This is a genomic window from Massilia agilis, assembly GCF_024756255.1.
GTDB lineage: Bacteria > Pseudomonadota > Gammaproteobacteria > Burkholderiales > Burkholderiaceae_D > Telluria > Telluria agilis.
In genome coordinates this window covers 245,466-257,655 of sequence record NZ_JANUHB010000005.1, presented here as the reverse complement: position 1 = coordinate 257,655, position 12,190 = coordinate 245,466, and the positions used below count along the sequence as shown (strand labels likewise).

Genomic DNA, 12,190 nt, shown 5'->3' with positions numbered 1-12,190 from the left:
TCAGGCGGCGCACAGCGCACGGCCGAACAACAACGTGTCGCGCATCGATGAAACATCAGCGCGCTGCTGGATCAGGTCGAAATACCACGGGCCGTCCTGCACGTCGCCGTACAGCACGGCGCCGGCAAGCCGGCCGCCGCTGAGAACGAGGCGCTTGTACACGCCCGCGCCGCGGTCGCGCAGCACCAGGTCCTCGCTGCCTTCGCCGCCCACGATGTCGCCTGCCGAAAACAGTTCGACGCCGGTCACCTTGAGCCGCGTTGCAGTCGGCTGTTGCACGTAGCGGCGGTGGCCCGCTCCGGCCAGGTGCGCCGCGCACACGCGCGCCTGGTCCCAGATCGGCGCCACCAGGCCAAAGGTCGCGCGCCGGTGCTGCACGCATTCGCCAACGGCGTAGATGCGCGGGTCGTAGGTCTGCATGGTGTCGTCCACCACGATCGCGCGCTCGCAGTACAGGCGGGCGTCGCGCGCAAGCCCGATGTTCGGCCGTACGCCGGCGGCCATGACCACCAGGTCGGCCGCAATTTCGCTGCCGTCGGCCAGGCGCACCGCCTGCGCGCGTTCCTCGCCCACGATCGCGGCTGTCTGCGCGCCGAGCAGGATGCGAATGCCCTTACGCTCCAGTGCCGTCTTGAGCAGCGCGCCGGCCTGGCGGTCCAGCTGCTGGTTCATCAGGCTGTCGGTCACGTGGAGCACGGTCACCTGCATGCCGCGCCGCGCCAGTCCGCTGGCAGCCTCCAGCCCCAGCAGCCCGCCGCCGATCACCACCGCCTGCCCTCCCTGGCTGGCGGCAGCGAGCATCGTGTCCACGTCGCCCAGGTCGCGAAAGCCGATGACGCCTTCGAGCGCATGCCCGGGCACCGGCACGATGAAGGGCGTGGAACCGGTTGCCAGCAGCAGCCTGTCGTAGCGCACCACCAGGCCCGATGCCGCGTGCACCGTGCGATTGCCGCGGTCGATCCGCACCACCGGGTCGCCGGCAAACAGGGTGATGCCATGCTGGCGGTACCACTCGCGCCGGTGCAGCATGATGTCGTCCACCGTCTTTTCCCCGGACAGCACGGGCGACAACAGGATGCGGTTGTAATTCCCGTGCGGCTCGGCGCCGAACACGGTGATGTCGTAGGCATCCGGCGCAATCTTGAGCAGTTCCTCGACCGTGCGCATGCCGGCCATGCCGTTACCGACAACCACCAGCGCCGGCTTCATGCCGCTACCCAGACCATTCCGTCCGCCACGCGTGCCGGATAGCAGGCGACGGAGCGCTCGGGCGCCTCCAGGCATTCCCCAGTGCGCAGGTCGAAGTGCTGCTTGTAGATCGGCGAGGCCACCACCACGCGCTCGCCCAGGCTGCCGACGATCCCGCGCGAGAGCACCGCCGCATGCGCGTTCGGGTCGTAATTGGCGATCGCAAAAACGCCCGGCTCGCCGCGCCCGACACGAAAGACGGCGACCTGCTCGCCATTGAGCAGTGCGCACACGCCGGTATCGGGAACGATGTCGTCGAGCGGGCAGACGGGGGTCCATTGGTTTAGTTGAAGATCGCGATGCATTGCTGTTCTCCTTTGCGAAAATAGTCAGGCCGAGCGTGCGGCGATAGGGATGATGCGGCGCTGGCGTTCCTCCGGCGTGGCCGGGCGCACCTGCCCGCGCTCCGGCATGAACACCACGTTGGCGTCCGCCGCATCGCTGTTGACGAAGTGCCGGAAGCGCTTGCGCGTGGCCGGATCGGTCACGGCGTGCTTCCATTCGCACACATAGGTATCGACGACGTGCTGCATGTCCGCTTCGAGCTCCGCCGCGATCCCCAGCTTGTCCTCGACCACCACCTGCTTCAGGTAGTCCAGCCCGCCCTCCAGGTTCTCGCGCCAGGTGCTGGTGCGCTGCAGGCGGTCGGCGGTGCGCACGTAGAACATCAGGAAGCGGTCCACCAGCTGCACGACCTGATCCTCGGTGAGGTTGGAAGCCAGCAGCTCGGCATGGCGTGGCTTCATGCCGCCGTTACCGCACACGTACAGGTTCCAGCCCTTGTCGGTGGCAATCAGGCCGACGTCCTTGCCTTGCGCCTCGGCGCACTCGCGGGTGCAGCCGGACACGCCGAACTTCACCTTGTGCGGCGTGCGCAGGCCCTTGTAGCGGTTCTCCAGCGCGATCGCAAAGCCCACGCTGTCGCCCACGCCGTAGCGGCACCAGGTCGAGCCCACGCACGACTTCACCGTGCGCAGCGCCTTGCCATAGGCGTGGCCGGACTCGAACCCGGCCGCGATCAGCTCTTCCCAGATCTGCGGCAACTGCTCGAGCCGCGCGCCGAACAGGTCGATGCGCTGGCCGCCGGTGATCTTGGTGTACAGCCCGTACTTGCGGGCGACCTGGCCCACTGCGATCAGTCCGTCGGCCGTGACCTCGCCGCCCGGCATGCGCGGCACCACCGAATACGTCCCGTCCTTCTGGATGTTCCCAAGGAAGTAGTCGTTCGTGTCCTGCAGGCTCGCGTGCTCGGGCTTGAGCACGAAGTCGTTCCAGGTCGAGGCCAGGATGTTGGCGGCAGTCGGCTTGCAGATCTCGCAGCCCAGGCCATTCCCGTGCCTGGACAGCAGCTCGGCGAAGGTGCGGATGCGGCCGACACGGACCAGGTGGAACAGTTCCTGCCGCGAGTACGGGAAGTGCTCGCAGATGTGATTGGACACGGCCACGCCCTGCTTTTCCAGCTCGGCGTTGAGCACCTGGGTCACCAGCGGCACGCAGCCACCGCAAGTGGTGCCGGCGCAGGTGGCGGCCTTGAGCGCGGCCAGCGTCGTCGCGCCGTCCGCCACCGCCGCGCACAGTGCCCCCTTCGAGACATCGTTGCACGAGCAGACCTGCGCCGTCGCCGGCAGGGCCGCCACGCCGAGCGCCGGCCGGGACTTGCCGTCCGCCTGCGGCAGGATCATGAACTCAGGCGACTCCGGCAGCTCGGTCTGGTTCAGCATGGCCTGCAGCAGCGTGCCGTACTCGCCCGCGTCGCCCACCAGCACCGCGCCCAGCAGCCGCTTGCCGCAGCCGGACACCACGATCTTCTTGTACACCTGCTTGCGCTCGTCGAGGAACTGGTAGCTGCGGCTGTCCGGCGTGCTGCCATGCGCGTCGCCGATGCTGGCCACGTCCACGCCCAAGAGCTTGAGTTTGGTTGACAGGCCCGCCCCGGTGAAGGCGGCTGCCTGTCCGGCCAAATGGCGCGCGGCGGTGCGCGCCATGTCGTAGCCGGGCGCCACCAGCCCGAAGAGCTGGCCGTTCCAGGCGGCGCATTCGCCGATGGCGTAGATGTCCGTGTCGGACGTCAGGCAGCGGTCGTCGATTGCCACCCCGCCCCGCGGCCCTGTCGCCAGCCCGGCGGCCCGCGCCAGCTCGTCGCGCGGGCGAATGCCGGCCGAGAAAACGATCATGTCCGTTTCCAGGTGGGTGCCGTCCGCGAACCGCATCCGGTGCCGCGCCTGGTCGCCGTCGACGATCTCTTGCGTGTTCTTGTGCGTGTGGACAGTCACGCCCAGCTCTTCGATACGACCGCGCAGCACCCTCGCGCCGGGATCGTCCACCTGCACGGCCATCAGGCGCGGCGCAAATTCGACCACGTGCGCGCTCAAGCCCATGTCGCGCAGCGCCTTGGCGCATTCCAGCCCGAGCAGCCCGCCGCCCACCACCACGCCTGAGCGCGAGCGAGCGCCGCACTCCTGCATCGCCTCCAGGTCTTCGATGGTCCGGTAGACGAAGCAATCGGCACGCTCGCGCCCCGGGATCGGCGGAACAAAGGGCGATGAGCCGGTCGCCAGCACCAGCTTGTCGTAGCCGAGCACCGCGCCGCTGGCAAGCCGCACCGTCTTGGCCACACGATCAATGGCTGCAGCCCGTGCATTGAGCTTGAGCGCGATATTGTGGCGTTCGAAAAATCCCGGCGCGACCAGCGTCAGCTCGTCCGCCGACCTGCCCGCAAAATATTCCGACAGGTGCACGCGATCGTAGGCGGGACGCGGTTCCTCGCACAGCACGGTCAGCTGCGCGGCCGGCATGCTTGATGCCAGCGTTTCGACGAATTTGTGGCCAACCATGCCGTGGCCGATGACGATGACTTTCATGGCTGGCCTCCTAGACTGCCGTGGAAGGCGCGCCGGCGGCGTCGCCGGCACGGATGGAAAAGCGGGCGGCCAGCGCGCACAGGCTGGACGCCAGCACCAGCGCACCCAGCACCAGCAGCGTGCGGTGCAGGTCGCCCGTCCCTTTCATCAGGAAACCGGCCAGCACCGCGCCGACGTTGCCGCCGGCGCCGACGATGCCGGCCACCCCGCCCAGCGCCTTGGGCTCGACGAAGGGCACCAGCGCGTAAGTCGCGCCGCAGGCCATGTGGGTGAACAAGCCAAAGAACAGCATCGCCGCGACGGCTGCGTCCACCGCGCCGGCATTGGCGAACCACAGCAGGCCAAGCCCTTCGCCGACCATCAGCGCGAACAGCACCGTGACCCGGCTGTTCAGGTCGCGGCTGGCGGCCGCCTTGTCCGATACCCAGCCACCCAGGGCGCGCGCAAACAGCGCCAGCAGGCCGAATGCGCCGACCGCCAGGCCGGCCGATTTCAGCGACAGGCCATAGTGTTCGACGTAGTACGTGGCCGCGATGTTGTGGATGAACAGTTCAATGCCGAAGCACGCGCCATAGGTGACGAACAGCAGCCACGCACGATGGTTGGCGCAGGCCGCCTTGAAGCTCGCCCAGCCGCCCTTGCCGCCGGATTCGATCGGAACGCCGGCCGCGCGCAGCGCATCGTAGTTACCGTCCGGGCAATCCTGGGTGAAGCGCCAGTAGGCCGCGGCCGTCAGCAGCAGCATCACGCCCGGCACCAGCAGCGCCAGGCGCCAACCCATGCTCTCGCTCACGCCCAGCATCACCAGTGCGCTGAACAGCAGCGGCATCACGGCTTGCGTGGTGCCGCCGCCGCTGTTGCCCCAGCCCGCGCTGGCCGCGTTGGCGGTGCCGACCACCTTGGGCGCGAACATCACCGAGGTGTGGTACTGCGTGATCACGAAGCTCGCGCCGATGGCGCCGATGCCGAGCCTGAACAGCAGGAAGCTCTCGTAGCTCTGCGCCAGCGCGACACCGAACACGGGAATCGCGCCGAGCAGCAGCAGCGCGGTGTAGGCTTTGCGCGGGCCGTAACGGTCGCACAACGGGCCAATCGCGAGCCGCACCAGGATGGTGATCGCGACCGCCGCGATATTGATGTTCGCCACCTGGTCGGGCGAGAGCGCGAGTTCGCCTTTAATCACCGGCATGAGCGGTGCGCAGGCGAACCAGGCAAAGAAGCAGACGAAAAATGCAACCCACGAGAGGTGGAAGGCACGCATCTGTGGCGTACTGAACGAAAAGAGCGCGATGCGGTTTGCTTTGCTGGCCATGTGTCATCCCTTCGGAAAAACAAAAAGGCGTCCGCATGCCAGGGCCAGGGATTGGCCGGGGAATGCGGACGCCGTTGTCCTGTGCCAGTCCGCCGTTGGACCGGCTGTGAAATGTAAGGGATCGCCGTTGATCCGACAGCAGTAGTTGCAAGAGGCGTGCCAGCCAACGCGTACAGGGAAGCGGGCGCCGGGCGGGACAGGCTGCGCTTCATGGCGGTGCAGCCTGCGCGAAAATGATGCGGCACGCCGCACCAGCGGCGGGACTGGCTCAGGCGTGGCTGGGCGCCACGAACGATGCCGCGTACAGCGCTGGGTCGCGCCCGTTCCAGGTACGGCCGTCGATGAGCCGCGAGCTGCGCGTCACGGTCGACGGCAGCGGCGTGTTGGTGGCGGCTGCGGCCTCGCGATACAGGTCCAGCCGGTTGACGCGCTCGGCCACGGCGCGGTAGTCCGGGTCATAGGCGAGCAGGCCCCAGCGGCGGTGCTGGGTCATGAACCACATGGCGTCGGACAGGTAGGGAAAAGTGGCGGCGCCGTCGCCGTAGAAACGCAGCCGGTGCGGGTCGTGCCATCGGTGGCCCAGGCCATCGTTGTAGCAGCCCAGCATCCGCTCGCGAATCAGTTCGCGTGGCACGTTCACAAAGGCGGGGCTCGCAATGGCCTCGGATGCCGCTTCGCGGTTGGCCGCCGAAGCGTCGATCCAGCGGCCGGCCTCCAGCACCGCTGAGACCAGCGCCCGGCAGGTGTTGGGATGGTGCTGCGCGAAGTCGGCGCACGCCGCCAGCGCCTTGCCCGGATGGTCGGGCCAGACCTGCTGGCTGGTGGCGACGGTCACGCCCACGCCTTCGCGCACGGCGCGCTCGCCCCACGGCTCGCCGGCACAGAAGCCATCCATGTGGCCGGCCGCAAGGTTTGCCGCCATCTGGTTCGGCGGCACGGTGGCCACGTGGCAGGCGGTCATGGGATCGATGCCCGCCGCCGCCAGCCAGTAATACAACCACATCGCATGGTTCCCGGTCGGGAAAGTGTGCGCAAACGTGAAGCGCCGCGCTTCGTTCGCCATCAGCGCGGCGAGCCCTGCTCCGTCCACTGCGCCGCGTGCGGCCAGCGCGCGCGACAGGGTGATCGCCTGGCCGTTCTGGTTCAGGTTCATCAGCAGCGCCATGCTCTTCTGCGCGGTGCCGACCCCGAGTTCGACCGCATACACCATGGCGTACAGCAGCTGGGCGCAATCGAGTTCGCCCCGCACCAGCCGGTCGCGCATGCCCGACCACGACTGCTCGCGGCTGAGCACGATCCGGATGCCGTATTTTTCGTCCAGGCCCAGCACCGACGCCATGACGAGGGAAGCACAATCGGTCAGCGGCATGAAGCCGACCCGCACCGTGCTGCGCTCTGGTTTATCCGATCCGGCGACGAACGCGCCCTTGCCTTGCAGGCCAGTCATACGATTCCTCTTTTAAATGCCACGCTCAACCCAGCAGGTCCTCGACATCGAGGATACGCTGGGCGATCTCGGCCAGTTTCAGGTTCTTGTTCATCGCCATGCTGCGCAGCTTCTGGTAGGCCTGCTCTTCCGACAGAGCGTGGCGCGCCATCAGCAGTCCCTTGGCGCGCTCGACCACCTTGCGCTCGGCCAGCTTCTGGCGCGTCTCGGACAACTCGTCGAGCAGCTTGCGCTCGCGCCGGAAGCGTGCCAGCGCCACGTCGAGCACCGGCTTGACGCGCTCGGGCTGCAGCCCGGCCACGATGTAGGCCGTCACGCCCGCGGCCATCGCCGCTTCCACGCTGGACTCGTCCTGGTCGTCGGTGAACAGCACGATCGGCCGCGGCGCCGCGCGCGTGGCCAGCACGATGTGTTCGAGCACGTCGCGCGCGTCCGATTCGCTGTCGGCGATGATGAGGTCGGGCTGCAGCTGGGCGATGCGCTCGGGCAGGAAGATATCGGCAGGCAGCGAGGCGACGATGTCGTAGCCCGATTCGAGCAAGCCGATGCGCAGGGCCGCGCCACGCCGCGCCTGGGCTGCGGCGGAGCCGTCCTCGTCGGTGGCGGTGGTCGGGTTGACGACCACGATGCGCAGCCTGGGTGAAGCACTTTCGGATTTCATGCCCGCTTACGCACGCAAGAAACGGGCCACCTTTGCGGCTGCAAAGTATTTTGGAGGGTGATAGCCGGCATCATGAACGAAAACTTACCTCGCACACGGCGGCTACCTATACTTCAACTCATCGAATCACCGCACCAGACATCATTGAATCGAGAGGAAGAATCATGACTGCTATTGGATTTGTCACTGTCGGAATCGCCGTTGCCGCCGTGGTTGCACGTGTCGCATCGCTGGTCATCATCGCAGCCAAGGAACAGCATAACCTCAGCGCTTAACGCGTACGTAGGGTGGGCGGGTTTCCCGCCCACGCGTCCAACCAGGGTATGATCCAACGCTACGTCGCTGTCAATTGAACGCGTGGGCAGGAGGACCTGCCCACCCTACCGGGTACCAGCACGATAAAAGCCAGGCCAACCGAAAGGTGGCCTGGCTTTTTCATTCACGCCAGCTGCAAGGCTTTCAGGCGGCGGTACAGCGTGCGTTCGCTCATGCCGAGCGCACGGGCGAGTTCGGCGCGGGTGCCCGCGAAGCCGGCCGCGTAGGTGGCCAGCGCCTGGTCCGTGAGCTTTGCGCCGGTGGGCACCGCACGGGTCGCCACGCCCGGCGCGGGCAAGCCCGGCTGCGTGTGGAGCACGAAGTCCGGTAACTGCGCGAGCCCGATCACGCGGTCGTCCGCAAACAGCGTCGCACGTTCGAGCACGTTGCGCAGCTCGCGGATATTGCCCGGCCAGCTATACGACTGCAGCGCCGCCAATGCTTCCGACGTGACCCGGTACGGCCGCCCCATCTTGGCCAGGCGCTGCAGCACCGACTCGATCAGCAGCGGAATGTCGTCGCCGCGTTCGCGCAGCGCCGGCAGGTGGATCGGATAGGCGCTGATGCGGTAATACAGGTCCTGCCGAAAGCGCCCGTCCGCGACCATGTCCGCCAGCGGCTTGTGGGTCGCGGCCACCAGGCGAAAATCGCTGTGCAGCGTCTCCAGCCCGCCCACGCGACGGTAGGTGCCGCTTTCGATCAGGCGCAGCAGCTTGACCTGCATGCCCAGCGGGACGTCGCCAATCTCATCCAGGAACAAGGTGCCGCCGCGCGCCGTCTCGACCAGGCCGTGCTTGCGCGCCAGCGCGCCGGTGAACGCACCCTTTTCGTAGCCAAACAGTTCGCTCTCGAACAGCGTTTCGGTGAGCCCTGAACAATCGACCACGACGAACGGTCCGGCGGCGCGGTCGCTGGCTTCGTGCAGCGCGCGCGCGAACAGTTCCTTGCCGCTGCCCGATTCGCCCAGCAGCAGCACCGGCAGCATGGCCGGCGCGGCCCGCTGCAGCGATTCGAGCGCGCGCACGAAGGCGGGCGAGCGCCCGACCAGTCCATCGCTGGTGGTGCGCGCCGATGCATTGCGCACCGTGACCAGCCGTTCCACATAAGCCACGACCTCGTGCGCGTCGTCCAGGATCGGCCGCAATTCAACGTTCACGTGTTCCGGCCCGCGCGGCGTGTGGTGGATGTGCAGCACGCGGTCGGGGCCGCGCTTTTCCTGGGCCTTCTTCATCGGGCAGTGCTCGCCCGCCAGGTCGCACGGCACGTCGTAGTGGTGCGATACCCGGTAACACTTCTGCCCGGCCGCGCTGTGCCCGGCGATTCCGAACTGGCGCTGGTAGGCCGTGTTGGATGCAAGGATGTTGTAATCAACGTCGAGGACAATCATTGGCTCGGACTCGTGCTCAAGGAATGAGACGAGCGCCTGGACCTGGGGGGCGGACGGTGCGGATGGCATGGTGGCGACCTGAAACGATGACCTGTCCATTATGCACCTTCAGCGCCGGCGACTGCCAGAAAACTGCCAATAAACTGCCAAATTTCTGCCACAGGCTGCCATTACCGGCGGAAATCCCCGCGCGCGCCGCCCATCCGATCCCGCCCGCCACAAATAAATCCTTTCATTTCAACGACTTGCAGAATATCCGCAACATCAGTGCGGGCTGGCATGGCGCTTGCAAAAGTCCTGGTACCGGCAATGGCTGCCGCACAACTGGAGACAATAATGGGAAAACAAAACGCAATGGTGGTCGAGGGCTTTTTCGACCCGCACACCTGGACCGTGACTTACATCGTTCTGGACCGCGAGAGCAAAGAGTGCGCGATCATCGACAGCGTGCTGGACTATGACCACAAGTCCGGCCGCACCTCCACCACGAGCGCCGACAAGGTGATTGCGCGCGTCAGGGAACTGGGCGCCAACGTGACCTGGATCCTTGAAACCCACGTGCACGCCGACCACCTGACGGCCGCCCCCTACCTCAAGGAGCAGTTGGGCGGCAAGGTCGGCATCGGCAAGCACATCACGACCGTGCAGGGCGTATTCGGTACTCTCTTCAACGCCGGCCCGGGCTTTGCGCGTGACGGCAGCCAGTTCGACCACCTGTTCGAGGATGGCGAGCACTTCACGATCGGCGCCCTGCGCGCGCAAGCGATGCACACGCCGGGCCACACGCCGGCCTGCGTCACCTACGTGGTCGAGGATGGGGCGGAGACGGCCGCCTTCGTCGGCGACACCCTGTTCATGCCCGACTATGGCACCGCGCGCTGCGACTTCCCTGGCGGGGACGCGCGCACCCTCTTCCGTTCCATCAACAAGGTGCTGAGCCTGCCGCCGGAAACGAAGCTGTACATGTGCCACGACTACCAGCCCAACGGCAGGCCGGTGGAGTTCGTGACCACCGTGGCGGAAGAACGCGCCAGCAACATCCACGTACGCGACGGCATCAGCGAGGACGAGTTCGTGGGCATGCGCAGCCGCCGCGACGCCACCCTCGACATGCCCGTGCTGATCCTGCCCTCGGTGCAGGTGAACATGCGCGCCGGCCACCTGCCGGAGGCGGAAGACAACGGCATGCGCTACCTGAAGATCCCGCTCAACGCCCTGTAAGCACCACCCACAATCCAACAAGACCGGAGACAACATGGACATCCACTACCTGACGGCCGAGCTATCGGTCGCGCCCCAGATCCAGGCGGCCGATATCGCCACGCTCAAGCAAAAAGGCTTTCGCGCCGTGATCTGCAACCGCCCCGATGGCGAGGGCAACGACCAGCCACTGTTCGCCGAGATCGAGCAGGCGGCGCGTGCGGCCGGGCTGGAAGCGCACTACCTGCCGGCCGAATCGGGCAAGGTGACCGACCAGCAGGGCCGCGACTTCGGCGCCCTGCTGGCCACCCTGCCCAAGCCGGCACTGGCCTTCTGCCGCACCGGCATGCGCTCGACCACCATGTGGGCGCTGTCGCAGGCGGGCACCCTGCCGCTGGCGCAGATCATCGAAAAAGCCTCGCGCGCGGGGTACGACCTCAAAGGCGTGGTGCGCCGCATCGCCAACAACGGCCGCACGCCGGTCGAGGTGGCCGAAGCCGAACACGAGGTGGTGGTGGTGGGCGGCGGCGCGGCAGGCATCGCCGTCGCGTCCAGCATGCTGGCGCGCAGCCCGGGGCTGGACATCGCCATCATCGACCCGGCTGACGTGCACTACTACCAGCCCGGCTGGACCCTGGTGGGCGGCGGCGCGTTCAAGGTGGAGCGCACCGCGCGCACCATGGGCTCGACCATTCCGCAAGGCGCCAAGTGGATCAAGGCGGCGGTGGCCGCGTTCGAACCGGAGCGCAATGCCCTCATCCTGGACGGCTGCCGCGTGGTCAAGTACAAGCAGCTGGTGGTCTGCCCCGGCCTGAAGCTCGACTGGCACGCGATCGACGGCCTGGCCGAAACGCTGGGCCAGAACGGCGTCACGTCCAACTACCTGTACCACCTGGCGCCCTACACCTGGCAGCTGGTGCAGTCGCTGCGCGGCGGCCGCGCCCTGTTCACCCAGCCGCCCATGCCGATCAAGTGCGCCGGCGCGCCGCAGAAGGCCATGTACCTGTCGGCCGACCACTGGCGCCGCAGCGGCGTGCTGGAAGAGATCGACATCCGCTTCTACAGCGCGGGTGACGTGCTGTTCGGCGTGAACGACTACGTACCGGCCCTGATGGAGTACGTGCGCTCGTACATGATCGGCCTGAACTTCCGCCACAACCTGGTGGCGGTGGACGGCCCGGCGCGCGTGGCGACCTTCCGGCACGTCGAGAAGGACGGCACGGAGCAGCTGGTGAAGGAGCCGTTCGACATGCTGCACGTGGTGCCGCCGCAAAAGGCGCCCGACTTCATCCGTGTTAGCCCGCTGGCCGACGCCGCCGGCTGGGTCGACATCGACCAGGCCACGATGCGCCACAAGACCTACGCCAACATCTACGCGCTGGGCGACGCCGGCAGCTCGCCCAACGCCAAGACCGCCGCCGCCGCGCGCACGCAGGCGCCGGTGGTCGCGCACAACGTGCTGGCCGCGCTGGGCCAGGCCAAGGGCGAGGCGCGCTACAACGGCTACGGCTCGTGCCCGCTCACGGTCGAGCGCGGAAAAATCGTGCTGGCCGAATTCACCTATGGCGGCAAGGTCGCGCCCAGCTTCCCGAGCTGGCTGATCGACGGCACCCGTCCGTCGCGCCTGGCGTGGCTGCTCAAGGAGCGCATCCTGCCCCCGCTGTACTGGGAAGGCATGCTCAAGGGACGAGAATGGCTGGTCCACCCGGAGCTGGTGGACGTGAGCACGCCTTCAGCCACCTGAAACGTTTATCGACAA

9 protein-coding genes are annotated in these 12,190 nt (G+C 67.2%); 2 read left to right on the top strand and 7 right to left on the bottom strand.

The features are described 5' to 3' along the window. The 7 genes from NX774_RS19890 to NX774_RS19860 all read right to left on the bottom strand — a co-directional run bounded on the left by NX774_RS19890 (position 1) and on the right by NX774_RS19860 (position 9,300). A complete protein-coding gene (locus NX774_RS19890; protein ID WP_258824014.1) occupies positions 1-1,209 on the bottom strand; it encodes an NAD(P)/FAD-dependent oxidoreductase in 1,209 nt (402 codons plus the stop codon). Next, positions 1,206-1,553 carry a nitrite reductase small subunit NirD gene (nirD, locus tag NX774_RS19885; RefSeq protein ID WP_258824013.1) on the bottom strand — a complete coding sequence of 116 codons (348 nt, stop codon included), beginning with the start codon at positions 1,551-1,553 and terminating at the stop codon, positions 1,206-1,208. Before nirD ends, NX774_RS19890 begins: the two co-directional genes overlap by 4 nt. Positions 1,554-1,577: 24 nt before the next feature. Beyond that, the gene (nirB, locus tag NX774_RS19880) at positions 1,578-4,109 is read right to left on the bottom strand and encodes a nitrite reductase large subunit NirB (RefSeq protein WP_258824012.1); all 2,532 of its coding nucleotides are present in this window, start codon (positions 4,107-4,109) and stop codon (positions 1,578-1,580) included. 10 nt (positions 4,110-4,119) lie between these two features. Continuing rightward, positions 4,120-5,421 (bottom strand): MFS transporter, encoded by a 1,302-nt coding sequence (locus NX774_RS19875; RefSeq protein WP_258824011.1) that lies wholly within the window; start codon positions 5,419-5,421, stop codon positions 4,120-4,122. A 268-nt stretch (positions 5,422-5,689) separates the two neighbouring features. After that, positions 5,690-6,868, bottom strand: a complete 1,179-nt coding sequence (locus NX774_RS19870; RefSeq protein WP_258824010.1) for a CmpA/NrtA family ABC transporter substrate-binding protein — start codon at positions 6,866-6,868, stop codon at positions 5,690-5,692. A gap of 25 nt (positions 6,869-6,893) precedes the next feature. Next, entirely contained in the window at positions 6,894-7,529 is a 636-nt protein-coding gene (locus NX774_RS19865; RefSeq protein ID WP_258824009.1) for an ANTAR domain-containing response regulator, read from the bottom strand. A 439-nt stretch (positions 7,530-7,968) separates the two neighbouring features. After that, on the bottom strand, positions 7,969-9,300 hold the full coding sequence (locus NX774_RS19860; protein WP_258824008.1) for a sigma-54 interaction domain-containing protein: 1,332 nt from the start codon (positions 9,298-9,300) through the stop codon (positions 7,969-7,971). Positions 9,301-9,567: 267 nt separating this feature from the next. Here NX774_RS19860 and NX774_RS19855 point away from each other — a divergent pair, with 267 nt between their 5' ends. Both NX774_RS19855 and NX774_RS19850 read left to right on the top strand, forming a co-directional pair. Next, complete coding sequence (locus NX774_RS19855) at positions 9,568-10,452, top strand: MBL fold metallo-hydrolase (protein WP_258824007.1); 885 nt, start codon at positions 9,568-9,570, stop codon at positions 10,450-10,452. Positions 10,453-10,486: 34 nt separating this feature from the next. Then, positions 10,487-12,175 carry a bifunctional protein tyrosine phosphatase family protein/NAD(P)/FAD-dependent oxidoreductase gene (locus NX774_RS19850; protein WP_258824006.1) on the top strand — a complete coding sequence of 563 codons (1,689 nt, stop codon included), beginning with the start codon at positions 10,487-10,489 and terminating at the stop codon, positions 12,173-12,175. Positions 12,176-12,190 lie beyond the last annotated feature (15 nt).

What these genes read in the sequence shown, in the direction of transcription:
- NX774_RS19850 (WP_258824006.1), top strand. Translation starts at nt 10,487, where the DNA reads ATGGACATCCACTACCTGACGGCCGAGCTATCGGTCGCGCCCCAGATC.
- NX774_RS19865 (WP_258824009.1), bottom strand. Translation starts at nt 7,529, where the DNA reads ATGAAATCCGAAAGTGCTTCACCCAGGCTGCGCATCGTGGTCGTCAAC.
- NX774_RS19870 (WP_258824010.1), bottom strand. Translation starts at nt 6,868, where the DNA reads ATGACTGGCCTGCAAGGCAAGGGCGCGTTCGTCGCCGGATCGGATAAA.
- nirB (WP_258824012.1), bottom strand. Translation starts at nt 4,109, where the DNA reads ATGAAAGTCATCGTCATCGGCCACGGCATGGTTGGCCACAAATTCGTC.
- NX774_RS19875 (WP_258824011.1), bottom strand. Translation starts at nt 5,421, where the DNA reads ATGGCCAGCAAAGCAAACCGCATCGCGCTCTTTTCGTTCAGTACGCCA.
- NX774_RS19890 (WP_258824014.1), bottom strand. Translation starts at nt 1,209, where the DNA reads ATGAAGCCGGCGCTGGTGGTTGTCGGTAACGGCATGGCCGGCATGCGC.
- nirD (WP_258824013.1), bottom strand. Translation starts at nt 1,553, where the DNA reads ATGCATCGCGATCTTCAACTAAACCAATGGACCCCCGTCTGCCCGCTC.
- NX774_RS19855 (WP_258824007.1), top strand. Translation starts at nt 9,568, where the DNA reads ATGGGAAAACAAAACGCAATGGTGGTCGAGGGCTTTTTCGACCCGCAC.
- NX774_RS19860 (WP_258824008.1), bottom strand. Translation starts at nt 9,300, where the DNA reads ATGCCATCCGCACCGTCCGCCCCCCAGGTCCAGGCGCTCGTCTCATTC.